The sequence below is a fragment of the Kushneria phyllosphaerae genome, assembly GCF_900312995.1.
GTDB classification, from domain to species: domain Bacteria; phylum Pseudomonadota; class Gammaproteobacteria; order Pseudomonadales; family Halomonadaceae; genus Kushneria; species Kushneria phyllosphaerae.
Genome location: NZ_ONZI01000002.1, coordinates 640,901 through 667,696, shown reverse-complemented (window position 1 = coordinate 667,696; position 26,796 = coordinate 640,901). Strand labels below are relative to the sequence as shown.

The following is a 26,796-nucleotide window of genomic DNA, read 5'->3' as shown; positions in this document are numbered from 1 at the left end:
CTGATAATTAATTGTTGGATTTGCAAAATGTCATCTACTGAATTCCAGATAGAGCAGGGATTGATTCGAAAGCTTGAAGAGCTCAAGTATATCTATCGCCCGGATATCCGCGACAAAACTACTCTAGAGAATAATTTTCGCAACAAATTCGAGGCCCTCAACCGCGTCCGTTTGACTGACGCCGAGTTCGCTCGCCTGCGTGACGAAATCATCAACGCCGATGTCTTCCAGACTGCTAAAACTCTGCGGGAGTATGGCTATTTCCAGCGTGAGGACAGCACACCGCTGCACTACATGCTGGTTAACCTCAAGGATTGGTGTAAAAACGACTTCGAGGTCATCAATCAACTGCGTATCAACACCGATAGCAGCTACCATCGTTATGATGTGATCCTGCTCATCAACGGTCTTCCATTGGTTCAGATCGAACTGAAAACATTAGGTATCAATCCGCGGCGGGCCATGGAACAGATTGTCGAATACCGCAATGACCCTGGCAACGGTTACACAAATACACTGCTCTGTTTCATACAACTGTTCATCATTAGCAATCGCGCTCAGACTTGGTACTTTGCTAACAACCAGATTCAGCATTTCGCCTTCAACGCCGATGAGCGCTTTCTGCCTATTTACCAGTGGGCAGATAAAACCAACAGCAAGATCACTCATTTAGATGACTTCGCTGAGACCTTCCTTGCTAAATGTACTCTAGGCCAGATGATTAGCCGCTATATGGTGTTAGTAGCCAGTGAGCAAAAGCTAATGATCATGCGGCCTTACCAAATCTATGCGGTCAAAGCCATTGTCGATTGCATTCATCAGAACCGGGGCAACGGCTACATCTGGCACACCACTGGCAGCGGCAAGACGCTTACCTCCTTCAAGGCGTCCACTCTGCTTAAAGACAATCCAGATATAGAAAAATGCCTGTTTGTGGTTGACCGCAAAGATCTGGATCGCCAGACCCGCGAGGAATTCAACCGCTTTCAGGAAGGCTGTGTTGAGGAAAACACCAACACTGAAACCTTGGTAAGTCGCCTGCTTTCAGAGGATTACGCCGATAAGGTAATCGTTACCACCATTCAAAAGCTTGGCCTAGCCCTAGATGAGACTAGCAAGAAAGCCCAGCAGCATAAGGAAAAAGGCAAAAAGACCTATAAGGAGCGGCTTGCTCCACTTCGCGACAAGCGCATCGTCATCATCTTCGACGAGTGCCACCGCTCTCAGTTTGGCGATAATCACAAAGCAATCAAGGCGTTCTTCCCGAGGGCGCAGCTATTCGGCTTTACCGGCACGCCCATCTTTGACGACAACACTAGCTACAAGAAAATTGACGGTACCGTCGGTAGCTACCGCACCACCAAAGACATCTTCGAAAAGCAATTGCACGCTTATACCATCACCCACGCCATTGATGACCGCAATGTGCTGCGTTTTCATATCGATTATTTTAAGCCTGAAACCAACCCGCTGGGCAGGGACGGTAAAGGCATCGATAGCAAACCTAAAAAAGCCAAAGTCAAGCCTAATCAGACCCTGACCCAAGGAGCGGTGGTGGACGCTATTTTGGCCAAGCATGATGCTGCCACCAACCAGCGCCGCTTCAATGCCGTGCTAGCTACTGCCTCCATTAACGACGCCATCAGCTATTATCGGCTGTTCAAAGAGATTCAGTCCGAGCGTCGGGCCGAAGATGCGGACTATGCTCCACTGAATATCGTCTGCGTTTTTTCGCCCCCAGCTAATGGCGATAAGGATGTGAAGCAACTGCAGGAAGACCTACCCCAAGAAAAGGCTGACAACCAGCAGGAACCGGAGCAGAAAAAGGCCGCCTTGCAAGAGATCGTTACCGGCTACAACACCCACTACGACACCAGCCATAGCGTAAGCGAGTTCGACCGCTACTATCAGGATGTGCAGCAGCGCATCAAGAATCAGCAATACCCCAATAGCGATCTGCCGCACAAACACAAGATCGACATCACGATTGTAGTGGATATGCTACTTACCGGCTTCGATTCCAAGTACCTCAATACCCTGTACGTGGACAAGAACCTCAAGCATCATGGCCTGATTCAGGCCTTCTCGCGTACCAATCGCGTACTCAACGACACCAAACCCTATGGCAACATCCTCGACTTTCGTGGCCAGAATCAAGCCGTAGATGAGGCCATAGCGCTCTTCTCCGGCGAAGACGCCGGTCGTTCTCGTGAAATCTGGCTGGTGGACCCTGCGCCTACGGTGATTGAAAAATATGAACAAGCCGTTGCCGGAATCGAGCACTTTTTGACCGAGCGGAATGTCGTGGCCGAACCTAAAGGTGTTTACAACCTCAAGGGCGATACTGCGCGCATCGAGTTCGTCAACCGCTTTAAGGAAGTGCAGCGCCTCAAGACCCGACTTGACCAATACACTGATCTGGACGAGGAACAAAAGCAGCGCATCGACACCATTCTGCCCGAGGACGATCTGCGTTCATTAAGAGGCGCCTATCTGGAGACCGCCCAGCGTCTTAAGCAACAGCAGGGCAAAACCGGCGAGCAAACCTCCGAGGCTCAGGAGGCCATCGAGCAGCTAGATTTCGAGTTCGTGCTCTTCTCGTCAGCGTTGATCGACTATGACTACATCATGGGGCTGATTGCCCGCTTCAGCCAAGACAAGCCCAGCAAGAAGACCATGAGCCGCGATCAGCTTATCAACTTGCTCGGCGCCAGCAGCAACTTGATGGATGAGCGGGAGGATATCATCGAATACATTAAAGGACTGGAAGCCGGGCAGGGACTGAGCGAGCAGAAGATTCGTGACGGCTACCAGGCCTTCAAGACTCGAAAGGCCCACAACGAAATCATCGCTTTGGCAGAACGGCATGGGCTGGATCGCGACGCTTTGCAAAACTTCGTAGACGGCATTCTGGACCGCATGATCTTCGACGGCGAGCAGCTAAGTGATTTGTTTGAAACCTTGGAGCTAAGCTGGAAAGTGCGCAGCAAGGCTGAGGTGAAATTGATGAACGAACTAGTGCCGTTTTTAAAGAAACAGGCCGGTGGGCGTGAGATTTCAGGGTTGGCGGCATATGAGTAAAACAATGAAGATAGAAAGACAGGCATTGGTGCCCCGATTGCGTTTCCCCAAGTTTCGGGGCGCGGGAGAGTGGGAAATTAAAAGGCTTGGCGATAAAGATGTATCAGATTTTGTTAAAAATCGAACTCGACTAAATGAACTTAATTTAGATAGCTATATTAGTACAGAAAATATACTCCCGGATTTTGGTGGAATAAAGAAAGCTTCTAAGCTCCCACCTTCTGGATCATTTACAACTTACACGCCCGGAGACGTGTTGGTTGCCAATATCCGCCCATATTTAAAGAAGATTTGGGTGGCAGATAGAAAAGGAGGGGCATCAAATGATGTGGTTGTAGTGCGACCAAAAAGCGGGGTCAATAGCTCATTTTTTGCCTCGCTTTTGAAAAGCGACGCTTTCATAGATTACGTGATGAAGGGGGCTAAGGGTGTAAAAATGCCAAGAGGTGATATTTCTTTAATGAAGGAATACATCCTTGCAGTACCCAATACAGAAGAACAGCAAAAAATTGCCAATTTCTTTTCGTCCCTTGATGCACTGATCGCTGCGCAAGCGAATAAGATCGATGCCCTCAAGACCCATAAAAAAGGGTTGATGCAGCAACTCTTTCCCAAGGAAGGCGAAACCGTTCCCCGGTTGCGCTTTCCAGAGTTTCGGGAGTTGGGGAGTTGGCAATATAAGAATGCAGGGCTGCTCTTTTCAAACCGTACCGAAAAAGGCGAAGACGATTTGCCACTCTACTCCGTTACAATTAATGATGGAGTTACTAAGCGTGATAGCTTGGAGAGAAAAATTGACAACATTTCGCAGGCATCAGGTAATAAAAAAGCTCTAAGATATGATCTCATTTATAACATGATGCGGATGTGGCAGGGGGCTTCAGGGGTTGCCAGCGAAGATTGTATGGTTAGTCCTGCATATGTTGTGTTGAAGCCAAAGCTTAATGTTTGCCCGAGTTTCTTTGGTTATCTATTCAAGACTCATGACTTCTTGAATACGTTAACTGCACACTCACAAGGTTTGACCAAAGATCGTTTGCGTCTGTACTTCAAAGATTTTGCTCAGATTTCATTGCCAATTCCTCATATTGATGAGCAGCGGATGATCGCTAATTGCCTGTCATCACTTGATGCGTTAATCGCTATCAATTCGGACAAACTCGATGCCCTCAAATCTCATAACGAAGGTCTGATGCAGCAGCTCTTTCCCCGCCGCGAGGCTATGGACGTATGAGTAATAAGCCTGCAATCCATCGATATCAAAGCTTGCGTAGTTTGGCTAACAAGCTGCGTAGCGATCTGGAGGGTGTTCAATGCATTCTTCTATTTGCGTACAATAGAACAGGAAAAACCCGCCTTTCCATGGATTTCAAGGAGCGTGGCAAGAAAAAAAATAGAGGCCAAGCTGACTCTCTCTATTTTAATGCTTTTACTGAAGATCTTTTTATTTGGCACAACGATCTACCAGAAGATCGCGATCGCCACCTAAAAATTAATTCAGAGTCTAAGTTTTTCTATGGTCTGAAGGATTTGGCTCTCGATGAAACTATAGCTACTTATCTAAGTCGTTATGCCGAATTTGAGTTTGATATTGACTATGAAACTTGGACTGTTAGGTTTCGCAAGGGTGAAGAAGAAAATATAAAGATATCAAGGGGTGAGGAGAATATTTTTATCTGGTGTCTTTTTATGTCGATTTGCGAGCGTGTTCTAGATGGGCATGAGTCTTATCGGTGGGTGAAGTACCTGTATATTGACGATCCAATTTCTTCACTTGATGACAATAATGCGATTGCCGTCGCTTGTGACTTGGCAGAAATGCTACGAAAAGCATCGAATCGAAAGGATGATCAAGGAAAAGCTGCACCAATAAAAACCGTATTTTCATCGCATCACGCACTATTTTTTAATGTTATGTGTAATGAGCTAAGCCGAAGGAAAGAAGGATTGGAAAGTGTAAAGCTAAAGCGCTACTTTCTCCATCGTCCTAATGGCAAGGGTGTCTATACCCTTCGCGCTACTGATGACACACCTTTCTTTCATCACGTTGCTAGCCTCTCTGAGCTTCAGAAAGCTGTAGAATCCGGCCACCTTTATACCCATCACTTTAATGCCTTACGCAGTATCTTAGAAAAAACGGCAAGTTTTTTTGGTCATACGGATATTAATATTTGCTTGCGAGATTTAGATGATGAAATTCTTTATAATCGAGCCCTTAATCTTCTTAGTCACGGTAAATATGCTCTCTATGAACCGGTTAAAATGATGGATGATAATAAAGAATTATTTGGACGTATCTTGGAGGCGTTCTTAAATCGATACAAGTTCGATCTTCCAAAATTGGTTGAAGATATTGCTCCAAGGAATACCCCATGACTAAATCTCAACTGAGTCAACTGGGCAAAACCCTTTGGGCTATTGCCGACGACTTGCGTGGCGCCATGAACGCCGACGATTTCCGCGACTATATGCTGTCGTTTCTGTTTCTGCGCTACCTTTCTGATAATTTCGAGGCAGCAGCGAAAAAGGAACTAGGGGCGGACTATCCCAAGTTTGATGAAAAAGAAGAGCGGCGTGCACCACTGGCTATCTGGTACGCGGGCAACGCCGAGGATGTGCCCGCCTTTGAGAAGCAGATGCGACGTAAGGTGCATTACGTAATTCATCCGGATTATCTGTGGAGCAGCATTTACGAACGTGCCCGCACCCAAGACGCAGAGCTGTTGCAAACCCTAGAGCGCGGCTTCAATTACATTGAGAACCAATCATTTGCAAGCACCTTTCAGGGGCTGTTTTCCGAGATCAACCTTAATTCGGAGAAACTGGGCAGAACACCGAAGGCACGCAACGATAAGCTCTGTACCATCCTCACAAAGATCGCCGAGGGCATCGCCGACTTTTCTACCGATAGCGACACCCTCGGAGATGCTTACGAGTACCTGATCAGCCAGTTCGCTGCCGGGTCCGGCAAAAAGGCCGGAGAGTTTTATACTCCGCAAAGCGTTTCCACTATCCTATCGCGTATTGTCACGTTGGATAGTCAAGATCCTTCAACCGGTAAGAAAAACAAGCTCAACAATGTGCTGGACCTCGCCTGCGGCTCCGGCTCGCTGTTGCTTAACGTTCGCAACCAGGTTGGGCCGCACGGCATTGGAAAAATCTACGGCCAAGAAAAGAACATTACTACCTACAACTTGGCGCGCATGAACATGCTGCTCCATGGTGTCAAGGATAGTGAGTTCGAAATTCATCACGGTGACTCTCTAACCAACGACTGGGACCTACTCAACGAGATGAACCCGGCTAAGAAACTTCAGTGCGACGCGGTGGTGGCCAATCCACCCTTTAGCTACCGCTGGCAGCCTAATGAAGCGCTTGGCGAAGACTTCCGCTTCAAAAGCTATGGCTTGGCGCCCAAGTCTGCCGCAGATTTCGCCTTCCTGCTGCACGGATTTCACTTCCTCGGCGAAGAAGGCACTATGGCTATTATTCTGCCTCACGGTGTCCTCTTCCGAGGTGGCGTCGAGAGCCGTATCCGCACCAAGCTGCTCAAGAGCGGCCATATAGACACGGTTATCGGCCTACCTAGCAATTTGTTTTTCTCCACCGGTATCCCAGTGTGTATTCTGGTACTAAAAAAATGCAAGAAACCCAATGACGTTCTTTTTATCAATGCCAGTGAGCATTACGTGAAGGGCAAGCGTCAAAATCAGCTTTTGCCGGATCATATCGACAAGATCATTGACACTTACCAGCAGAGACCTGAAAGTAGCGAGCGCTATGCCCGCCGTGTAGACATGGAGGAGATTGAAAGGAACGATTATAATCTCAACATCTCTCGTTATGTCAGCATTGCAGCAGCTGAAAAAGAAATAGATTTAAAAGCTGTTCATACTCAGTTGAGTGATATTGAGACTCGAATTAAGGAAGCCAGAGAAACGCATAATTTTTTTCTAAAAGAGCTTGGCTTGCCCCCAATTTAATGGTTTGGTATTTGTAGGAGCTTGAGTTAAAGATCGCCTGCTTTATAAAGCAGGCATTTTTTGCAAGTTATGCATCAAAATATAGATTGTTATTTCGTAATCTTTAATGCTCGACTGAAGCAGTAGTTTTCTCCATCCAAAAATTCCTGAACACCTGACTCCGCCGCTTTATCTCCCTTGCCCGAATGACCAAAAACCCCTGAGCTTCAAAAAAGGGCAGGGCGGTCAGGGTGGCATTGGTGGTCAAGCGCGTTATCTCTTGGTAACAGGGCGTCCTGTTCCACCATGGCCAGTAGAACATTCGCTATGCCACAGCGCTGATGGTCCGGGCTGACAAACAGCCTATCGAGAAGGGAGCTTTTGGGAAGGCCCCCTTTTTCCAAAGCAACGTATGGGCTACTCAGCGCCCTGGCCGACTCAGCTCATACGCACACATGTTGACCGTCGCGGCCAGATTCAGTGACTCGATGGCACCGCACCCGGGAATCGTGAAGGGCTGTGCGCCGAGCGCGCTCAGCTGGTCACGGGGCACGCCGCGGGCTTCGTTGCCGAACAGGTAACAGTCACAGGCGCCAAAATCCGGCGAGTGAAGCGGCTCGCCCTGCATATCCAGGCAGGCGATGCGCGTGAAGCGATCGGAAAGCGACGCCAGCGGGACATCCAGTTCCAGCGGCGCATGGAAGATTGCGCCCATGCTCGCGCGCACGACCTTGGGATTATAGGGGTCGACGCTCCCCGGGCTCAGCAGGCAGCGAAAGCCGCCGAACCACGCAAGCGTGCGCAGGATAGTACCCAGATTGCCCGGGTCCTGGATTTCATGCAGATACACCGCACGCCCGGTATCGGACGCCTCCGCCGGGGTGTCGGGGATCGGCACCAGCGCGATGATGCCCTGCGGGGTTTTGGTATCGGCGATCTGTGCCATCTGGCGGTCACTGATGACGTGTGTCCTGAACGGGCTTTCCCACCGGGCATGCGTCTCGGTGACATACAGCTCTGCGCGCTGGAGCTGCGGGTTGTGCGCGGCCGCTTTCTGCAGCTCCAGTACCAGATGTTCACCCTCCACCAGAAAGTGGCCGAACTCGGCGCGGTATTTCTTCTGGTGGAGTTTCTTGATGTCGTCGAACTTCATCAGCCAGCGGCCCGGGCTGGCGCAGTGGCGGCGTCCATGTCAGACAGCAGCGCCTTTGCCAGCGCCTCCGCGACCTTGATGCCATCCACGCCCGCCGACAGGATGCCGCCCGCGTAGCCTGCACCTTCGCCGGCCGGATAAAGGCCGCGAATATTCAGGCTCTGGAGCGTATCGTGATGGCGGGTGATCCGCACGGGGGAGGAAGTGCGTGTCTCGATTCCCGTCAGGATCGCATTGTCGCGGTCAAATCCGCGAATCTTCCTGCCGAAGGCCGGCAGCGCTTCGCGGATCGCGTCGATGGCGAACGCCGGCAGGGAAGGTCCGAGGTCGCCCAGGCGCACGCCCGGCTGATAGGAAGGCTCGATTTCGCCGAACTCGCTGGACGGCACGCCGCGGATAAAGTCGCCCACCAGCTGCGCGGGCGCACAATAGTCGCTGCCCCCCAGTTCATAGGCCCGTTCTTCCAGGCGCTCCTGTAGCTCTACCCCGGCCAGCGCATCGCCCGGGAAGTCCTGTTCGGGAGTGATGCCGACCACGATACCGGAGTTGGCGTTGCGCTCGTTGCGCGAATACTGGCTCATGCCGTTAGTCACGACGCGGCCCGGCTCGGACGTGGCCGCGACCACCGTGCCACCGGGGCACATGCAGAAGCTGTAGACTGCACGGCCGTTTTTGGCGTGATGAACCAGTTTGTAGTCCGCCGCGCCCAGCGCCGGGTGGCCTGCATACTTGCCCAGGCGTGCCTTGTCGATCATGCCCTGCGGATGCTCGATGCGAAAACCAATGGCGAAGGGCTTGGCCTCGATGTGAACCCCCTGGCGGTGCAGCATGCGAAAGGTGTCGCGCGAGCTGTGGCCCAGCGCGAGGATCACATGACGGCTATGCAGCGTTTCACCATTGGCCAGCACCGCACCTTCGACCTGACCGTTGTCGAGCACCAGATCCGTCACCCGACTTTCAAAGCGCACCTCACCGCCAAGCGCAATGATTTCTTCACGCATCTTCGCCACGACCCCCGTGAGGCGAAACGTGCCGATATGAGGCTTGTTGACGTACATGATTTCTTCGGGCGCGCCGGCCCGCACGAACTCGTGCATCACCTTGCGCGCGTAGAACTTCGGGTCCTTGATCTGGCTGTACAGCTTGCCGTCCGAAAAGAGGCCGGCACCGCCTTCACCGAACTGCACGTTGGATTCAGGGCTCAGGACCTTCTTGCGCCACAGTGCCCAGGTGTCCTTCGTGCGGCTGCGCACGTTCTTGCCACGCTCCAGCACGATGGGCTTGAACCCCATCTGGGCGAGCAGCAGGGCGGCAAACAGGCCGCAGGGGCCAAAACCAATCACCAGTGGACGCGCTTCGAGATTCGCCGGCGCCTCGGCCACGGGGTAATACCGGGTATCCGGCGCAGGGCGCACATGCAGATCGTTTTTAAAGCGCGCCAGAACCTTGCCTTCATCACGGACTTCCAGATCGACGATGTAGATGAACAGGATGGCACTGTTCTTCTTGCGGGCATCGTAGCTGCGCTTGAAGACCGTGAAGTCCAGCAGATCCGCATCGCGAATGTTCAGGCGCTTGACGATGGCACGGCGCAGCGCATCATCAGAATGATCCAGAGGCAGAGAGAGTTCGTTGATACGAATCATGAAGGCGTCCTGGCCGGTGACCCCGGCAGAGAAAGGGTAGGGAAGATAATCGATGGGGAAGACAGTCGATGGCGAATTGTACCCGGCGGCGGTGGGCCTGTCAGGAGATGGCGTTGACGCCCTGTCGGGGACGGGCGCGTTCACTGCCCGTATCCGCTATAATCGCCGCCAGTTTGTCCCCCGCAGCGCAGCCTCGCGCTCGGGTCTCACCCGATTTTTGTGGTTGGCTCCAACATGAAACACTCCAAAAGCAGCCGTCGTTGGCTCGATGAACACGTCAACGACCCCTTCGTCAAACGCGCCCAGAAGGATGGCCTGCGCTCGCGCTCCAGCTACAAGCTGATCGAGCTCAACGAGAAGGACAAGCTCATCCACCCCGGGATGCTCGTCATGGACCTGGGTTCCGCGCCGGGCGGCTGGTCGCAGGTTGCGGGCCGAATCGTGGGCGACAAGGGCCGGGTGATTGCCACCGATATCCTGCCCATGGACGTCCTTGAAAACGTTGATTTCATTCAGGGCGACTTCACGGAAGATGACGTCTTCGAGCAGCTTCTCGCGCAGATTGACGGCCGGCAGGTCGACCTGGTCGTGTCTGATATTGCCCCCAATATCAGTGGCGTGGGGGCTGCGGATCAGGCCTCGTCCATGTACCTGGTGGAGCTGACGCTTGATATGGTCCGGCGCGTGCTCAAGCCGGGCGGGCACTATGCGGTCAAGGTGTTCCAGGGCGAAGGCTCGGAGGAATTTCTCAAGGATGTGCGCACTTCCTTTGAGAAGGTGGTCATTCGCAAACCCGAGGCGTCGCGGCCTCGGTCCAGAGAGGTTTATCTGGTGGGCAAGGGCTTCAAGGGTTAGGTCACGGCAACAGGGAGCAGAGGTATTTGCCCTGACCTGAACATGACGCCACGGTATTGAAAGAACACGGTATTGAAAAAAGGGCACCTCCCTGTGAGGCGCCCTTTTTGCAGGGCAACAGCGATGGCCCGCTGTCTCGTCGTTGTCCCGGGGACTGGTGTCACGTTGATAATGCGCCGCGATGAGCACAATCCCGCCGTAATGACCTTTCGGCGGGTCATTGACGACTTCGGGTTCTAACAATCGGCACTTGCCGAGACACTTTGCCCAGTCGCGTTGGCCATCGCCCTTCGCAGCGCCGCATGCTGCAACAGCATGATGGTTTTGCCATCGACAATCTCGCCGGTGCGAATCATCGACAGCGCCTCATCCAGCGGCAGTTCCAGCACCTCGATATCCTCGCCTTCATCTTCAAGCCCGCCGCCCTTGCCGGTTTTCAGGCTGTCGTCGTAATCAGCGATGAAGAAGTAGAGTTTCTCCGTGACCGACCCCGGGCTCATGAAAGCTTCAAACACCTTCTCGACGTGCTGAATGCGATAGCCGGTCTCTTCCTCGACTTCTGCCCGAATGCGCTCCTCTGGCGAGGCGTCATCCAGCAGACCGGCGGCGGTCTCGATCAGCATGCCGTGATGGTTGTTCACGAAGGCGGGGAAGCGAAACTGGCGCGTCAGCACCACCGTCTGGCGTTCGCGGTTGAACAGCAGGATGGTCGCGCCGTTGCCACGGTCGTAGGTTTCCCGGCTCTGGCGCTGCCAGGTGTTGTCCCGCCGCAGATAATCAAAGGTGGTTTTTTTCAGCGTGTACCAGTCATCCGACAGGACGCTGGTCTCGATGATGTTTACCCGGGGCTCGGTAGCGCGCATGGTGGGATCTCACGGCATGACAGGGAAAATCATGTTATCGTGCGGTTTCGTGCAAAAACAAGATAATTCGTGCAGAGAGCCAATGACGCATGCTGACCCATCAGCGGAAAAATGAAATTCTGGCGCGCCTGAAGCGGGAAGGGCAGGTGGTGGCTAAAACCCTGAGCGAGTGCTTTGGCGTCTCGGAAGACACCATCCGGCGTGATCTGCGCGAGCTGGCCGGTGAAGGGCTATTGCAGCGCGTACACGGTGGTGCGCTGCCGGCGTCACCTGCGGTAGCGGATTTTGCTCATCGCCAGGGCATCGAATCAGAGACCAAGCGCGCCGTTGCTGCCGCGGCGGCAAAAATGGTCACTACCGGACAGGTGGTGATTCTGGATGGCGGTACCACGGCGGTGGAAATGGCCCGACGGCTACCGCGGGACCTGACCGCCACGGTGGTGACGCATAGCCCGAGCATTGCCGTCGAACTGATCAACCATCCGGGCATTGAGGTCATCATCATCGGCGGGCGGCTGTTCAAGCACTCCATCGTGACCGTGGGCACGGCCGCCATGGAAGCGCTGTCGCACATTCGTGCCGATGTCTACTTCATGGGCGTGACCGGCGTGCACGCCACTGCCGGTTTGAGCACGGGCGATCTGGAAGAGGCCTACATGAAGCGGGCGCTGGCCGCCCACGCCGCCGAAACGGTGGTGATGGCGTCTTCTGACAAGCTCAATGCGGCCTCGCCATACATGATCGGCGAGCTGAGTCTGGCCAGTACCATCATCGTGGAAAAGAGTACGCAGGCGTCACTGACCGAGCCACTGGCCGCCGCCGGTGTCACGATGGTGATGGCGTGAATTCCCGTATGAGTGGAAATTCGGCTAACCCTTTACTCCTTTCACATGCTGCCAGAAGGCATCGGCTGCCCTGTTCACTGACATGTTAGGTGATCGCACTAATCCGAAGGTGCGATCAATGGAAGGGGCCAGCGGCAGAACGCGAAGGCCCTGCATATTTTCTGGCAGGGTAGATTCAGGCACCAGCGCAATGCCCATACCTTCTCGCACCAGTGCACAGGCACTGTCCCAGCTTTGTACCCTGATACGAATATCTGTCAGTTCCAGCGAGTGCGAACGGGCCAGGCTTTGAGCATTCACTGTGCATCCGCCGGTAGCGAGGATAAATGGCTGATGGGCAAGCTCCGAGAGGCTGACGCCGTTGCTGGTAGCTCGCCGCGCCAATGGATGAGATGTCGGCAACAAGGCCACCCAGGCATCACGACCCAACACAATGGCGTGGCGCCCAGGATCAGGATTGAGCACGACGCCAAAATCAACGTGTTGATGATCGACCCAGTGTTCGACCTCTTTGTCTGTGCCTTCCAGCGCTACAACCTCAACCTCTGGATAGCGCTGACGAAAACCACGAAGAAGAGAAGGCAATAGCGTCGAGGTGACCGATGGGAAGCTGCCCAGTTTGAGGCGAGCACTTCCCGGCCCGCCAAGCTTGTTCGCCAAACTGCGAATGGCGCAGTGATGCCTCAGCATGTTGCGAGCATGCTCAACGACCTGCTCGCCAAAAGCAGTGATGACCATCCGTCGATGCAAGCGCGAAAAGATTTTCATGCCCAGATGCTTTTCCAGCTGCGCAACGGCCTGGCTTGCCCCTGACTGGGTCATGCCAACGTCTTCGGCTGCCTGAGAAATGGTGCCCGTATCAGCAATGGAAACCACCAAACGCCAATGGGTAAGGTTCAGCAATGTAGTAGCTCAGCTAATGGCTTGTCGATGAGGCATTAATTTTACAGTGAATCTAGGCGAGCAACATACTGAGTTCGTTCAAACAAGGCTTCGGTTCAAGCCGATCTTTTAACTGTGGATGACTTCATGAAGCTTTATTACGCGCCTCACACCTGCTCACTTTCACCTCATATTGTGCTCAAAGAGCTCTCTCTACCGTTTGAATTGATCCGGGTCGATAACCGCACAAAGCAAACGGCAGACGGACAGGATTTCCTTCGCATCAATCCCAAGGGATATGTCGCAGCGCTTGAAATTGAACAAGGAAGAGTGATTACGGAAGGCCCGGCCATCCTTCAGTATCTTGCAGATCTGAGACCCGAGGCTGGTTTGATTCCCATACCGGGTGGATGGGAAAGAGTGCAGATGCAGGAGTGGCTGGCCTTTATTAACAGTGAAGTACATGCCGGTTTGGCACCGCTGTTTAACAAGGAACTGCCGCATGAAGCCAGAGCGATTTTTTCTGACAGAATCAGCAAGCGTTTCGATTTTCTGGAGAGCCGGTTGCGAGGCAATCGCTATTTGATGGGATCATCTTTTAGCGTGGCAGATGCTTATCTGTTTACCGTACTGGGATGGTGTCGATTTTTTGATATCAGCCTGGAGAAGTGGCCAGCCTTGATGGCTTATAAGGCGGTAATCGAAGAGCGATCTTCAGTGCAGGCCGCCATGGCCGCCGAGCGAGAGCAGGATTAAAAACGCCTCCGGTTCCGGCAGAAGCCGAGCCGGAGGCTTATGAAAAGCGATTCGGATGTCTCAAATCCCCGTGGACAAGGCTGATCTCCTGCTGGTTCCAAACAAGCAGATGCTCAGCCCACAAAGCCCGATCAAACCCGCTCCTACAGCCAGTCCCCATACCGGCCATCCCAGCGATAGCCATACGCCACCGGCCGCTGCGCCCATGGCGCTGCCGAGATACAGTGCGGATTCATTCAGCGCGACGGCCAGGTGGCCATCGCCGCTGGTGTCTCGCGCTGTCATCAGGGCGCTGTTTTGCGGGACCTGCAACGCCCAACCCACGGCGCCCCAGATGACGATGGGTATCAGCCCGGCCCACGGGTTTAGAGAAAGTGCCAGCGGCAGCCCGATAAGTGACAGACCCAACAGCGCCATGATACCGGTGGTGATCTGAAAATTGCTGAACCGATCAACGAGCGAGCCGACCAGAAAGCTGCCCAGTACGCCGCCCACACCCCAGACCCATAGAAAGGGCGTCACGCTCTGCTCGGTATAAACCCTGATCAAAGGTGCCATGAAGGTATAAAGCCCGAGACTTGCCACGGCGGCCAGCAGGGAAATGCTTAAAAGCCTGACGACACGTGCGTCCTTTAAAATGCCAATTTTTTGCCTGAGCGAACTCTGAGCCACCGGCGTTAGCGCCGGCAGCCAGCGCATCAGGCCGAGCAACGCGACTGCCCCGATTATGCTGATCAACCAGAGTGAGGCCTGCCAGCCCAGTTGATTTGCCAGCCAGAGCCCGGCAGGCACACCCAGTACAGTGCCACTGGCCATACCGCCCATGATGATGGCGATGGTGCGCCCGCGCTGGTGATCGAGAGCAATTCTTGAGGCCGCAGCAATGCCCAGTGCGAGATAGGTACCAGCAGCAAGCCCAGCCACGGCACGTAGCGCCATCAGCAGCATCATGTCGGGTGCTATGGCGCTGAGCGCGTTGGCGACCACAAACAGCGCGAGCATCCCTAGCAGTGCGGTGCGCTGTCGATGGCCCGGCAGCATCGCCACCATGACCGGGGAGCCGAGGGCATAGGCGAGCGTAAAGGCCGTGACCAGCTGTGCGGCCAGCGCTGTGGTCACGCCAAAGTCCTGCTCGATCAGTGGGATGAGCCCTGCTGTCACATAAGAGGCCATGCCGAGGGCAAAGGCACCGGCGGCAATCAGGCAGGTCACGATCCGGGAAATATCAGACATGGGGCACTCCTTTCAGGGGCGGTGGTGAAGGGCGCCAAGTCTGATGGGAGTCTAAGGGGGTTACAATTTAACCACTTATACTATTACTTTGTGACACCCCATAAAGGCGCGCATTGAGCCGCATGGGTCATGAAGTGGCTGTTGGTGAGCGATGCGCAGGGTTTCTTTCAGAAGATTGTCAGGAGGTCGTCAGGAAAGGAGGGTGCACTCAGGCAGTGTCGCCCCTGAATCTGGTCAGGCGATCTGTCGCTTGTTATGAATTTTTTTCAGGGCCGGGTTTTTTGCTATGCCGGTGCGTGTTGTTTTACCTGCTTGAACTACATTAAATATCGTTAAATTGGATGTGCGTCATGTTTTCTCCCGCAATGCTGTCCAGGCGTGCCGCGGGCGGGGCATGCATTGGCAGTATTAATACCCAGGGGAATGAATTCATGGTCAACACCAGCAAGACCCAATCCATTACGTTTACCCGCGGCGGGGAAACGACGTTTGTTCTACCCGATGACATCACCACGCTCTCGCTTGCGACCCAATTTGATGACAGTGGGGTCCGCTCCGGCGAAATGCTCGATCTGAATGTACAGGGCAGTGCCTTCGACGCGCTTGATTTGAGCGGCAATGGCCGCATCGAATGGGATAATGGGGCTGACGACACCACCGCCGTTCATCAAATTGATGCCTCAGGGCTTTTAGGCGGGCTTGAATACACCGCGTCCGCTGACGTGCAGGAAACCATCATGCTTGGTGGTGCGGACAACGGCGTTGACGTTATTCGTATGGCGGGTGATGCCTCGCGCTACGGCAACGATGGCGATGCCATCGATACGCTGATCGGTTTCGATACCCTCAAGGATACCCTGTTCATCGATGATCGCCTGGTGCAGTCCTTCGATAGCCTCGACCTTGATAACGCCGTCTTTGCGGATGCCTCGCTCTCGCTCGAAGAGGCGCTGACCCAGGCCGGTGCGCAGAATAGTGGTGACGCGATTTTGCCGGTACTGCACGGAGAAGATACCTACTTCTATCGTGACAGCGGGCCGGCGGGGCTGGATGAAAATGACTTCGTGCTCAAGTTTGAGAATTTTGCCGGAGGTCTGAACTCCTTTTACGATCATCAAGACTACATTTCCAGGATGGCGCCGGCGCCGACGGGTCCGTTTGAAGATGTCGTGGTGTCGGGCACGACCAGCGGTACCGACGGTGTTGCCGACAGCTTCGTGTTTGGCAGTGATGGCGCCTGGCAGGACGCCACCATCACCAATTTTGAGCTGGGCATCGACCGGATCGATCTGTCGCAGTTGCAAAATAGCGATGGCGAGCCGCTTGATTATGGTTATGTCCATATGACTGCGGCTAGTGAGCTTATAGTGATAAGCGACTCAGGATCATACTATGTACCCCTGGTCGGCGTACCGAAGTACGATCCGGGTTCGCCGACCGGCGAGCTGAACTATGCCATGGGGCCCGAGGACTTTCTGTTCGTCTGACCAGCGCCTGGCGCAATGGCCATCAATGCCGCCGCGATCATTGAGGCCATCAGGCCGCGTAATCCTGGTTGTGACTTCAGGGGCCCATCTTTTGATGGGCCCTTTTCATGGACAGAAAACCGACAGGGCATCAATGACTTGCCTTGATCAGCCATCGACAACATCATGTTGATCGACCTCTTTATGCCGTTGCGAGAAACCCCATGACGCCTGCCCGAACGCTGGATCGCACTCGCCACGAGCTGGCCCGATTTTTGACGACCCGGCGGGCGCGCGTGTCTCCACAGGAAGCCGGGCTGCCGGCCGGGCAGCGTCGCCGAACCCCCGGGTTGCGTCGTGAAGAGGTCGCAGCACTGGCAGGGGTTGGCGTCACCTGGTACACGTGGCTGGAGCAGGGCCGCGAGATCAACGTCTCGGCCCGGTTTCTGGATAACCTTGCCCGCGCGCTAAGGCTCGATGCCACCGAGCGGCGCCATCTGTTTCTACTGACGCATCAGCGCCCGCCGGTCGAGCCTGGCCAGACCTTCTGTGAAGTCCCGCCCCTGATCAAGCGCCTCATGGCGGATCTACTGCAGCGGCCCTGCTATGTGCTCAACCTGCGCTGGGACGTTCTAACGTGGAATGAGGCAGGGGAGCGAATATTCAACTTTGCCAAACAGCCACCGGAGCAGCGCAACCTGCTGTGGATGCTGTTCACCGAGCCGGCCATGCAGTCCCTGATCGACGACTGGGATCATCAGGCCGGCGCTATTCTCTCCAGCTTTCGTCGCGATTACGCCAAAGCCTCCGATGACCCCGCCATGCAGTCGCTGATACAGATGCTCGAAGGCGTCTCGGAAACCTTCAGAACGCTCTGGCATCAGCATGAGGTACACGCGCCGTGTCAGGGCAAACGCTGGCTGAACATCGAAGGCATTGGGTCGCTGGAGTTTGAGCACACGTCTCTGATCATCGATGAATCCCGCCATCTGCGGCTGGTCTATTACGCCGCGCTTGAAGGCCAGCCCGGTATGGCAGAGCTGATGAAAACGCTGTCGAGATAACATTGGCGGTGAAACAGGTCAGGCCCACGGCGGTACGATGCGTCTTGCAGGTGCTCCCTACACTATCTGACGAAACCGCATATAGCGCCGCTGGTGCTGCGGGTCATCCAGCATGTCCGCGTGTACCCCGAAGGTCTGGTGCAATCGATAGGGCGTGAGTACGTCTTCGGGTGGGCCGATATCGACCAGTCTGCCGTCTTCCATCACGCCGATCCGGTCGCAGTCCATGGCCTGATTGAGATCGTGCAGGGCAATCACCACCGTGATGGGCAGCGCGCTCACCAGTTTGAGAATCGAGAGCTGATGGCGAATGTCCAGATGGTTGGTCGGCTCATCCAACAGCAGGAGGCCGGGCTGCTGGGCCAGCGCCCGGGCAATCTGGACGCGCTGGCCTTCGCCGCCGGAAAGGGTATGCCACAACCGCGACTTTAAATGCTCGATGCCGACATCGTGAAGCGCCCGCGAGACGATCGCCTCGTCCTGATCCGACCAGCCACGCAGCGGCGAGAGGTAGGGTGTTCTACCCAGCGAGACTGCCTGGTGCACGCTGATCCGATCGCTCGCCATGGCCTGCTGCTCGACCAGTGCCACGGTGCGGGCAATATCCCGCTGGCGCATCCGATACATTGACTGCTCGCCCAGCCACACGTGACCGGTGTGCGGCTTTTGCAGCCCGGCCAGAATGCGCAGCAGCGTCGTCTTGCCGGAGCCGTTCGGGCCGATCAGACCAAGGTTTTCACCAGGAACGGTTTCAAGACTGATGTCATCAAGCAGCCGGTGGCCGTGAACCTGCCAGCCAATGCCCTGTGCGCTCAGTCTCATGTCAGGCGTGCTCCACGTATCAGGATAAGCGCAAGGGCCGGCGCGCCGATCAGGGAGGTAATCACTCCGATCGGCAGCGCCTGACCGGCAATCAGCGTGCGAGAGACCACATCCGAGCCGATCATGAAGACCGCCCCGGCAAGGGCGCAGGCCGGCACCAGCCGGGTATGACGGCTGCCCACGATAAAGCGCATGGCGTGAGGAATGACCAGTCCGACAAAGCCGATCGCGCCGACCATCGACACCATGACGGCGGTCACCAGCGCCATGGTCGCAATCAGCATGCCGCGTACCGGGCGCACCGCAATGCCCATCGAGGCGGCGCTGTCGGCGCCAAAGGTAAAGGCGTCCAGCGCCCGGCGATGCCACAGGCAGATGGCCAGGCCTGCCAGCGCGGCGGGGATGGCCAGGCGCACATCGTCCCAGCGCACGCCGGAAAGATTGCCCAGCAGCCAAAACATGATGCCGCGGGCCTGCTCGGCACTGGCAGAGCGCGCAATGATAAAGGCGGTCAGGGCGTTGAAGAGCTGTGCCCCGGCAATGCCCGCCAGAATGATTGCGCCCGAAGCCTGCAGAACGCCGCCGCGGCCGCCGGGGCCGGCCAGATGCGCCAGCACCACCACCATGCCAAAGGCGAGCATGGCGCCGGCAAAGGCGCCGCCGGATAGCGTCAGGGCTCCGGCCCCCAGGCCCGCTACGGTTACGGAGACCGCCCCGGTCGAGGCCCCGGCTGAAATCCCCATCAAAAACGGGTCGGCCAGCGGGTTGCGCAGCAGCGCCTGAAGCACCACGCCGGCCAGCGCCAGCCCGGTGCCGACGCAGGCCGCCACGATCGAGCGGCTGAGCCGATAGTTCCAGATGATGCCGGCATCAATGCGATCTACCGGGTAGCCGGCATTCCATAGATGGTTGGCCATCACCTTCAAAATCGTATCCACCGGAATGACGGTTTCGCCAATGGCAGTGCCGGCCATAAGGGCGATGGCCAGCACCACCGGCGCCAGCAGGTACCGGCGCCATGGCAGGGATAATACCGGGCGTGCCGTGGCCGCCATGCTCATGAGTCAAATGACATGTTCGACAGGGCTTCGGCCAGGGTTTCAAGCCCGTAAATGGTACGCAGGGTCGCGCTCATGGCGTGGGCATCCATTTCGATGATATGGCCCTTTTTGACAGCGGTCATTTCACGTGCGACCGGGTCGTTTTCGAGAAATTCACGCTTTTTGGCGATGTCATCTGCCGGATAACGGCGACGGTCCATCTGAGCCAGTACGATGATATCCGGGTCGGCGCGTACCACGGTTTCCCAGTCGACCGTGGGCCACTCCTCATCGGATTCGATCACGTTGCGAATGCCCAGCATCTTCATCATGTAACCCGGTGCGCCCAGCCTGCCAGCCATGTAGGGGGCTGCGCCGTTGTCCGGTGATGAGAACCAGAACGCTGCTGAAAGATCATCGGGGAGATCAAGCCTTCGGGCTTTGGCGACAGCCTGCGCTTCACGCGTTTTGAGATCCTTCACCAGCGCGGTGCCGGCCGCCTGTACGTCAAAGATGGTGGCCAGCTCGGTCACGCCCTTGTAGATCGAATCCGGCGTAAAGGCGCCGGTTCGGGTGCCGTCACCGCCGGTGCTGTTGTCCTTGGTATCGCAGTCGGCCGGCATGATGTAGGTATTGATACCCAGATCGCTGAACTGATCGCGTGTTGCCACGCTGCCGGCAGGGCCTACGTGCCACTCGTACTGCACGGCCACCAGATCCGGGTGCTTGTTCACGACCGATTCGAAGCTGGGGTCGTTGTCGGCCAGACGCTCGATATGGGCGTTTTCTTCACGAAACTGCGGCAGTACGGGGGTGAACCACACCGAGGTTCCCTTGACCCGATCTGCAAGACCCAGCGAATAGAGAATTTCCGTCGCCGACTGGCCAATGGTGACCACGCGCTCTGGTGCCGATTCAAAGCGCATGTCCACACCACAGTTGTCGATCGTCAGCGGATAGTGCGTGGTATCGGACATGGCCCATGAGGTCGGCAAGAGCAACAGTGCTGCCAGCGAGTGGCGCAGAAAAATCATGGGAAAGAATTCCAGTTATCAAGAGTGCCTTTAATGTACCAGCGCAGTGACGTACCAGATCCGTCACGTCGATCGCTGCTGTTTAAATGTTATGTTATAACAAATTTGTCATAGCTTGAAGCACAAGGGCGAAGGCTCTGCCATGCGACACCTCTTGATACACCATCTCGAGCGCCTGACAAGGGTACGGTTATAACCGTGCCTGCTGGCGCCATTTCCGACCTGTTGCTCATTCACGGTGACGGGCACCCGCCATCGCTGAAATGCCGGTCGTCGCCTCATGTACCAAGTTCCAGGCGTCAAATGCAGGGCGCTTTTTACCCTTTATACAGGGCCATCAAGATACGGTTATCGGGGGCTTTGCTGCTTCTCCATTTCAGCAGATGCCAGGTCCCGGATAAATTATTTAACATGGATTACTAAAGAAGCTTGGGTAAATGTCGTTATTGGACAGGCACTTGCATCGTGGCGAACCCCACGATGTCGACTAAAGGTCCATCAAGAGCCTGCCTGTTCCTCAAGAGATCATTTAATGAGCTTCAAAACCCTTGCCGCCCTTATGGGCACCTGTGCCGCGCTCACCCTGACCGGCTGTGCCTCCATCGTTGGTGACAGCGAGCAGAGCGTGACGATCAACAGCACGCCTTCCGATGCCGCCATTGTGATTACAGATGAAACCGCCAAACGCGTCTTTGTTGGTACCACGCCGACCACCGTGACGCTCAAGAAATCCGATGGCAGCTACTTCGGGGGCAAGACCTATCATGTTGAAATCAACAAGCCGGGCTACGCCTCGCGCAAGGTGGATCTGACCACCTCGGCGAACGGCTGGTTCATCGGTGGCAACATCCTGTTTGGTGGCCTTATCGGCTGGCTGGTCGTTGATCCGTTCAACGGCGGCATGTATACGCTCTCGCCGGATGAGATCGATGCTGATCTTGGTGATGAGGTGGCCATCAAGGGCGATCAGAAGTCGCTTAACCTGGTCATGATCGAAGATGTCCCGGCCGACATGAAAGACAGGCTGGTCAAGATCGGTCAGATCTGACCGGTACGAGCCGGGCGCACGCCCGGCTCGACAGCCTTCAAGTACTTCTCCATCCGAAAATTCCTCAGTACCTCCCCGCACCGTTTCATCTCCTGCGCCCTCACGACCTCAAACCCTCGTGCCTTGAAAAAGGGCAGGGCGGTGAGGCTGGCCTCGGTCGTCATACGATTCATGCCGCGTTGCCGAACAGCCTGCTCGGCGGTCATCAACAGCGCACTCGCCACGCCGCGGCGCTGATGGTCCGGGCTAACAAACAGCATATCGAGATGCCCGTAATCGGTGAGGCTGGCAAAGCCTGCCGGTGTGTTCCCTCGCGTCGCAATCCAGGTGAACTGGCGTTCAAGGCTGTTGGCCCAGACGTTGCGATCGATATGACCGGCCCACGCCTCGATTTCAGCCGGGGTGTAGTCCCGTGCGGCCACCTCGCGCACGGCGCGCTGGAAGATCGTGAGTGTGGTGTCAGCGTCACCGGTGCGGTAATCGCGGATGCAAAAGGCGGTGGCTGCCATAAACATGATCCTGCAGCGATGACGTCAGTGGGGACAGGGGGAAACAGGGCAAAGGGCCATCGAGCAGGGCCGGGTGTCAGTATAAGACACCCAACCATGAGGGTGGCGGAGGAGGCCGTGATCAATTGGCAGATGCGAGTGGGCGAAGGGTGATTTCGGTGGTGTCGACGCTTTCAGGGGCTTCAATGATATGGCGCACCGCCCGAGCGATATCACGCGGCTGCAGGGCAACGCTGCGGTAGTTGTCCATCAGGTCGGCTGTCTCCTCATGGGTGATGGTCGAGGCCAGTTCACTTTCGACGACGCCGGGATTGACGCAGGTTACCCGCAGGTGGGTGCTCTCCTGGCGCAGCCCGTCGGATATCGCGCGCACTGCGAACTTGGTGGCGGAGTACACCGCCGAGGTGGGCATCACCTGCAGAGCCCCGATGGAGGCGATGTTGATGATCTGTCCCGCCTGCTGGCGCTCCATCACCGGCAGCACCGCGCCGATACCCCACAGGACGCCCTTGATGTTGACGTCGACCATGCGCTCCCATTCGTCCAGCTTGCAGGCGGTGAGCGGTGACAGCGGCATGATGCCGGCATTATTGATCAGCACATCGATGCGCCCCCACAGATCCAGTGCCGCCTGTGCAAAGGCCTGCATCTGCTCTCTGCTGGTGACGTCCAGTGGGCGTACTTCGACAATGCCGCCGCTTTTGCGGATGTCGCCTGCGATGCGCTCAAGCCTGTCTGTGCGACGTGCGCCCAGTAGCACGCAGGCGCCTGCGGCTGCCAGTTCCCGGGCGATGCCTTCTCCAATGCCGCTGCTGGCACCGGTCACCAAAACGATCTTTCCGACAATACTCATGCTGCTCTCCCGCGGGTTTGACATGAAGTGACGTTCACTTCGGCAGGTCAAAGCTTAATGCGCAGGAGTGTTAACCAGAATATGCTGGCGACTGGATGCAATGGTTAGCGAGGCTTTCCAATCGGCATGGATCTCAATCTTCTGACGATATTTTTCGCCGTGGCTCAGGCGGGCAACTTCAGGGCCGCTGCCGACCGGCTGGGGGTTACTCGCTCGGCGGTCAGTCAGGGCATCCGACGACTTGAGCGCGCTCTGGGAAAGCCGCTTTTCAATCGCTCAACACGTAGCGTGCGGCTGACCGAGGAAGGCGAGCAGTTGCTGAGTGCGCTGTCTGATCCGATGGCCGAGATCGAGGCGGTACTGGAAGCCACCCGCGATGTGCCGGCCCTGCCCCGGGGACTTTTAAGGGTCACGGCAACATCGATCGCAGAGCAGTTTCTGTCAGGGCCCTTGATAGCGACCTTTATCGAACAACATCCTCATATCACGCTGGATGTCACCGTGACGGATGAGACATTCGACATTGTCGCTGGCGGCTTTGATGCGGGCATCAGGCTGGGAGAGGTGATCGATCGGGACATGATCGCGATGCCCCTGACCGGCGAGCAGCGTCAGGTCGCTGTTGCCACGCCGGACTATCTGGCACGTCATGGCGTGCCGCAGCATCCTCGGGATCTGGCGGCCCATCGCTGTATTGGATGGCGTCCCTCACCTGAAATGACCCCCTATCGATGGGAGTTCGAACGTGAAGGGCGTGCGTTTGCCGTGGCGGTCGACCCACAATTGACCACCAATGACATGCTGCTGATGATTCGTGTCGCGCTGGCTGGCGGCGGGATTACGTTCGGTATGGAGGAGACGTTTCTACCCTGGATCGAGCGCGGCCAACTGGTGACGATGCTCGATGACTGGTTGCCGCCGTTCGCCGGCTTCTATCTCTATTATCCAAGCCGACATACGGTGACGCCGAAACTCCGCGCGCTGATGGAACACGTGCGTCACTATCGATAGTTCGCACTGAATCGATAGGTCACCACTGAATCGATAGTTCACCGCTGACGATAGGGTCACCACTGGCGATGGACCATCGGCGGAATCGAGATCATCTGCCGGTCAATCTGCCCGGGAAGTGATTCCTTGAGACGACCTCGTACACGGTGCGCTGAAGGATCGTGAGCGTTCTGTCGGCATCATCGGCTCGGTAGTCACGAATGCCTAAAGTATCCGTAGGCATGGGGGCTATCCTTGGGTAAGTACTCCGTCATGCTCAGGCCGGGAGGTTTTAATGGAAACACTATGGGTGGACTGGCTGTTCTTCGCCGGGGTGATTCTGCTGCCGGTCGGGACGGGCATGATGCTGGTGGGCGGGTATACGCGCACCTTTCGTGCCGTACTGGTAGGCGCGGGGTGTTTGATGGTGGCAGCCATCGTATTGCTGGCCGGTCCATAAGGGCCATTCAAGGCGGTCTTTAGTCGCACATTTACCCGGTAAAAAGGCGTTGGAACAAGTTGTGCCAGTATTTCATTAGTATCCGTTAGTACCTATGGCGCATTGTTCGCCGCCTTTCTATGGACAACGCTTTCATCGCGATCACTCCCGCCGTTTTGGCATTCATCACCTGGGGCATCCATGAAAGGGTTGAGACGTACTACCACATCACTGTTGCTGGGCCTTGGCCTGCTGTCTACCGCTCACGCCGCCCAGGTCGAGGTGCATGACCCCGTCATGGCCCGCGAGGACGGCACTTATTACGTCTTCAGCACCGGCCCCGGCATTGATATCTATGCCTCTAAAGACATGACGCACTGGCGTCATTCCGACCGCGTGTTCAGCGGTGAGCCGAGCGACCCGCCCTGGGCCACATCCGTGGCACCGGGGTTTAACGGTCATGTCTGGGCGCCGGATATCGTCGAAAAAAACGGCCGATACTATCTGTACTACTCGGTGTCGGCGTTTGGCAAGAACACTTCGGGCATCGGTGTGAGCATCAATGAAACGCTTGACCCCGCGGCCGACAACTACCGGTGGCAGGATCAGGGGCTCGTGCTGCAGTCAAAGCCCGACCGGGATAACTGGAATGCCATCGACCCTGCGGTGATCGAGGATGACAACGGTACGGCCTGGATGAGCTTCGGCTCATTCTGGGGTGGGCTGAAGCTGGTGCAGCTTGATGATGACATGGCGAGTCTGGCGCAGCCGGAGAAGGTGATCGATCTCGCCACCCGCCCGAATACCGAGGAAAACCCCATCGAGGCGCCTTTCATCTTCAAACGGGACGGCCACTACTACCTGTTCGCGTCATTCGGCTTTTGCTGTCGCGGCGTGGACAGCACCTACCGGCTGGTCGTGGGGCGTAGCGACAGCGTGCAGGGCCCCTATATCGACCGGGACGGCGTACCAATGCTGGAAGGTGGCGGCACGCCGGTACTGAGCGGCACCGAGGCGTGGCCCGGGCTGGGGCACAATGGCATTTACACCTTCGATGGCCAGGACGTCATGGTGTTCCACGCCTATGAAGCCGCCGATGACGGCGTGCAGAAGCTGCGCATTATGAACGTGAACTGGGATGACGGTTGGCCTGTGGTCGATCCGGCCGCTCTCAATGCCAATACCACTGAGCTGGTCGAGGCATCTTCCTGAATCATTTGCGACATCAGCTCAGACCACCGTCGGTATGACATGCAACAGGGCGACCCATTGGGCCGCCCTGTTTTACTGTGGGGCACGCTGCATGGTTATCTCAGATTGTCTCTGAAAAATGCCTCGACAAGGCCGAACACGTCATGGGCTTCGACCTGTGCCCGGTCGGGAGCGTCACTGCGATACAGATGGATGGTATGAGGGCCATCATCATCCAGCGTATTGCGGTTGAAAAAGCCGTGTCCCAGCCCTTCAATCAGCCCCAGTGTGGCGGGGTTGCCGGTGCGTGAGAGCGCCTCGAACAATAGACGACTCTGCTGCCAGGGGACGGCCGTATCACTCAGGCCGTGCAGGATCAGCATTGGCGGTAGCCCGGCGGTGACGTAGGTGATCGGGTTGGCCGCGGCGACCCGCTCCGGGGCTTCGTTGATCGGCGCAACAATAAACAGGGATTCCATGGAGTCGGCATCGGCGCTGAACTTGCCCGGCGGCATCTGAATGGACTCGGGGTCGTCGGACGGCGTGCCGTTGAGATCGCGGTATTCATCCTGACGCAGGAAATCGGTCGGGCCGTAGCCATCGACCACCGCCTGGACCTGTTCGTTCTCTTCCAGGTACGGCCCGCTGCGGAAGTGCTCTGGACCGGAGGTAACGGCAAGCGTTGCCAGATGAGAGCCAGCAGAGGAACCCCACAGACCGAGGTGATCGGCATCATAGCCATACGTTGCGGCCTCGGACCTGACCCAGCGAATCGCGGTTTTCACATCCTCAACGGCGGCCGGGAAGGGCGCCTGCCCGGAAAGACGGTAGTCGATGCTAATCATGGCGAATCCTTCGTAGGCGAAATAGCGCGCCAGATCGGGCGCCAGCCTTCGATCACCGAACTTCCAGCCACCGCCATGCAGAAACATGATGACCGGAGGCGGCGTTCCGGTAGCGGTCGGCAAGTAGAGATCAGCCTTCAGAGCCTGTCCGCCGGGAGTTGCGTAGGTCACATCCAATACGGTTTTCACGGTTGTTTCCTTAACGCTGTCTGCAGATGC

The 26,796-nt window shown here is 56.2% G+C and carries 25 protein-coding genes; 13 read left to right on the top strand and 12 right to left on the bottom strand.

The genetic code is table 11. The features are described from left to right. Positions 1-27: 27 nt before the first annotated feature. Genes KSP9073_RS08975 through KSP9073_RS08960 form a run of 4 tightly spaced genes read left to right on the top strand, consistent with a single transcriptional unit; the run spans position 28 to position 7,064 of the window. The gene (locus tag KSP9073_RS08975; RefSeq protein WP_108842614.1) at positions 28-3,081 is read left to right on the top strand and encodes a type I restriction endonuclease subunit R; all 3,054 of its coding nucleotides are present in this window, start codon (positions 28-30) and stop codon (positions 3,079-3,081) included. After that, entirely contained in the window at positions 3,074-4,315 is a 1,242-nt protein-coding gene (locus KSP9073_RS08970) for a restriction endonuclease subunit S (RefSeq protein ID WP_108842613.1), read from the top strand. Before KSP9073_RS08975 ends, KSP9073_RS08970 begins: the two co-directional genes overlap by 8 nt. Continuing rightward, the gene (locus KSP9073_RS08965) at positions 4,312-5,457 is read left to right on the top strand and encodes an AAA family ATPase (RefSeq protein WP_108842612.1); all 1,146 of its coding nucleotides are present in this window, start codon (positions 4,312-4,314) and stop codon (positions 5,455-5,457) included. The genes KSP9073_RS08970 and KSP9073_RS08965 overlap by 4 nt, the downstream gene beginning before the upstream one ends. After that, complete coding sequence (locus KSP9073_RS08960) at positions 5,454-7,064, top strand: type I restriction-modification system subunit M (RefSeq protein WP_108842611.1); 1,611 nt, start codon at positions 5,454-5,456, stop codon at positions 7,062-7,064. The genes KSP9073_RS08965 and KSP9073_RS08960 overlap by 4 nt, the downstream gene beginning before the upstream one ends. Before the next feature lie 206 nt (positions 7,065-7,270). Here KSP9073_RS08960 and KSP9073_RS17965 read toward each other — a convergent pair whose 3' ends face one another. From KSP9073_RS17965 to KSP9073_RS08945, 3 genes are read right to left on the bottom strand one after another with little or no spacing between them, the layout of a single operon-like run. Further along, a complete protein-coding gene (locus tag KSP9073_RS17965) occupies positions 7,271-7,447 on the bottom strand; it encodes a GNAT family N-acetyltransferase (protein WP_500683889.1) in 177 nt (58 codons plus the stop codon). 17 nt (positions 7,448-7,464) lie between these two features. Continuing rightward, a complete protein-coding gene (locus KSP9073_RS08950) occupies positions 7,465-8,196 on the bottom strand; it encodes a TrmH family RNA methyltransferase (protein ID WP_108842609.1) in 732 nt (243 codons plus the stop codon). Beyond that, positions 8,196-9,842 carry an NAD(P)/FAD-dependent oxidoreductase gene (locus KSP9073_RS08945; protein ID WP_108842608.1) on the bottom strand — a complete coding sequence of 549 codons (1,647 nt, stop codon included), beginning with the start codon at positions 9,840-9,842 and terminating at the stop codon, positions 8,196-8,198. Before KSP9073_RS08945 ends, KSP9073_RS08950 begins: the two co-directional genes overlap by 1 nt. 234 nt (positions 9,843-10,076) lie before the next feature. Between KSP9073_RS08945 and rlmE the strand changes: the two genes are divergently transcribed. Next, positions 10,077-10,697, top strand: a complete 621-nt coding sequence (gene rlmE, locus KSP9073_RS08940; protein WP_108842607.1) for a 23S rRNA (uridine(2552)-2'-O)-methyltransferase RlmE — start codon at positions 10,077-10,079, stop codon at positions 10,695-10,697. A 236-nt stretch (positions 10,698-10,933) separates the two neighbouring features. Here rlmE and KSP9073_RS08935 read toward each other — a convergent pair whose 3' ends face one another. Next, complete coding sequence (locus tag KSP9073_RS08935; protein WP_108842606.1) at positions 10,934-11,560, bottom strand: NUDIX domain-containing protein; 627 nt, start codon at positions 11,558-11,560, stop codon at positions 10,934-10,936. Positions 11,561-11,649: 89 nt separating this feature from the next. Between KSP9073_RS08935 and KSP9073_RS08930 the strand changes: the two genes are divergently transcribed. Further along, entirely contained in the window at positions 11,650-12,405 is a 756-nt protein-coding gene (locus KSP9073_RS08930; RefSeq protein WP_108842605.1) for a DeoR/GlpR family DNA-binding transcription regulator, read from the top strand. A 24-nt stretch (positions 12,406-12,429) separates the two neighbouring features. Here KSP9073_RS08930 and KSP9073_RS08925 read toward each other — a convergent pair whose 3' ends face one another. Then, on the bottom strand, positions 12,430-13,308 hold the full coding sequence (locus tag KSP9073_RS08925) for a LysR family transcriptional regulator (RefSeq protein ID WP_108842604.1): 879 nt from the start codon (positions 13,306-13,308) through the stop codon (positions 12,430-12,432). Between the two features lie 126 nt (positions 13,309-13,434). Between KSP9073_RS08925 and gstA the strand changes: the two genes are divergently transcribed. Beyond that, on the top strand, positions 13,435-14,043 hold the full coding sequence (gene gstA / locus KSP9073_RS08920) for a glutathione transferase GstA (RefSeq protein ID WP_108842603.1): 609 nt from the start codon (positions 13,435-13,437) through the stop codon (positions 14,041-14,043). Between the two features lie 60 nt (positions 14,044-14,103). Here gstA and KSP9073_RS08915 read toward each other — a convergent pair whose 3' ends face one another. Further along, entirely contained in the window at positions 14,104-15,276 is a 1,173-nt protein-coding gene (locus KSP9073_RS08915; RefSeq protein WP_108842602.1) for an MFS transporter, read from the bottom strand. 431 nt (positions 15,277-15,707) lie between these two features. Between KSP9073_RS08915 and KSP9073_RS08910 the strand changes: the two genes are divergently transcribed. Both KSP9073_RS08910 and KSP9073_RS08905 read left to right on the top strand, forming a co-directional pair. Then, positions 15,708-16,763, top strand: coding sequence for a hypothetical protein (locus KSP9073_RS08910; RefSeq protein WP_108842601.1), 1,056 nt, complete (start codon positions 15,708-15,710; stop codon positions 16,761-16,763). 203 nt (positions 16,764-16,966) lie between these two features. Beyond that, positions 16,967-17,806 (top strand): helix-turn-helix transcriptional regulator, encoded by an 840-nt coding sequence (locus KSP9073_RS08905; RefSeq protein ID WP_108842817.1) that lies wholly within the window; start codon positions 16,967-16,969, stop codon positions 17,804-17,806. Between the two features lie 57 nt (positions 17,807-17,863). Here KSP9073_RS08905 and KSP9073_RS08900 read toward each other — a convergent pair whose 3' ends face one another. From KSP9073_RS08900 to KSP9073_RS08890, 3 genes are read right to left on the bottom strand one after another with little or no spacing between them, the layout of a single operon-like run. Beyond that, positions 17,864-18,628, bottom strand: a complete 765-nt coding sequence (locus KSP9073_RS08900) for an ABC transporter ATP-binding protein (RefSeq protein ID WP_108842600.1) — start codon at positions 18,626-18,628, stop codon at positions 17,864-17,866. Continuing rightward, positions 18,625-19,683, bottom strand: a complete 1,059-nt coding sequence (locus KSP9073_RS08895) for a FecCD family ABC transporter permease (protein WP_439330944.1) — start codon at positions 19,681-19,683, stop codon at positions 18,625-18,627. The genes KSP9073_RS08900 and KSP9073_RS08895 overlap by 4 nt, the downstream gene beginning before the upstream one ends. 2 nt (positions 19,684-19,685) lie before the next feature. Beyond that, positions 19,686-20,702 carry an ABC transporter substrate-binding protein gene (locus tag KSP9073_RS08890; protein WP_108842598.1) on the bottom strand — a complete coding sequence of 339 codons (1,017 nt, stop codon included), beginning with the start codon at positions 20,700-20,702 and terminating at the stop codon, positions 19,686-19,688. A 532-nt stretch (positions 20,703-21,234) separates the two neighbouring features. Between KSP9073_RS08890 and KSP9073_RS08885 the strand changes: the two genes are divergently transcribed. Beyond that, positions 21,235-21,750 carry a hypothetical protein gene (locus KSP9073_RS08885; RefSeq protein WP_207771449.1) on the top strand — a complete coding sequence of 172 codons (516 nt, stop codon included), beginning with the start codon at positions 21,235-21,237 and terminating at the stop codon, positions 21,748-21,750. Here KSP9073_RS08885 and KSP9073_RS08880 read toward each other — a convergent pair. Next, positions 21,741-22,259, bottom strand: coding sequence for a GNAT family N-acetyltransferase (locus KSP9073_RS08880; RefSeq protein ID WP_207771448.1), 519 nt, complete (start codon positions 22,257-22,259; stop codon positions 21,741-21,743). The genes KSP9073_RS08885 and KSP9073_RS08880 overlap by 10 nt on opposite strands. A gap of 121 nt (positions 22,260-22,380) precedes the next feature. After that, complete coding sequence (locus tag KSP9073_RS08875; RefSeq protein ID WP_108842596.1) at positions 22,381-23,112, bottom strand: SDR family oxidoreductase; 732 nt, start codon at positions 23,110-23,112, stop codon at positions 22,381-22,383. A 126-nt stretch (positions 23,113-23,238) separates the two neighbouring features. Here KSP9073_RS08875 and KSP9073_RS08870 point away from each other — a divergent pair, with 126 nt between their 5' ends. The 3 genes from KSP9073_RS08870 to KSP9073_RS08865 all read left to right on the top strand — a co-directional run bounded on the left by KSP9073_RS08870 (position 23,239) and on the right by KSP9073_RS08865 (position 25,753). Then, on the top strand, positions 23,239-24,123 hold the full coding sequence (locus tag KSP9073_RS08870; RefSeq protein WP_207771446.1) for a LysR family transcriptional regulator: 885 nt from the start codon (positions 23,239-23,241) through the stop codon (positions 24,121-24,123). Between the two features lie 274 nt (positions 24,124-24,397). Next, positions 24,398-24,562: a hypothetical protein gene (locus tag KSP9073_RS17625; protein ID WP_165814211.1), complete on the top strand. Its 165-nt coding sequence runs from the start codon at positions 24,398-24,400 to the stop codon at positions 24,560-24,562. 180 nt (positions 24,563-24,742) lie between these two features. Continuing rightward, positions 24,743-25,753 (top strand): family 43 glycosylhydrolase, encoded by a 1,011-nt coding sequence (locus KSP9073_RS08865; RefSeq protein ID WP_108842594.1) that lies wholly within the window; start codon positions 24,743-24,745, stop codon positions 25,751-25,753. 95 nt (positions 25,754-25,848) lie between these two features. On the opposite strand, the gene KSP9073_RS08860 is transcribed toward KSP9073_RS08865, so the two are convergent. Further along, positions 25,849-26,766: an alpha/beta hydrolase gene (locus tag KSP9073_RS08860; RefSeq protein WP_165814210.1), complete on the bottom strand. Its 918-nt coding sequence runs from the start codon at positions 26,764-26,766 to the stop codon at positions 25,849-25,851. Between the last annotated feature and the right edge of the window lie 30 nt (positions 26,767-26,796).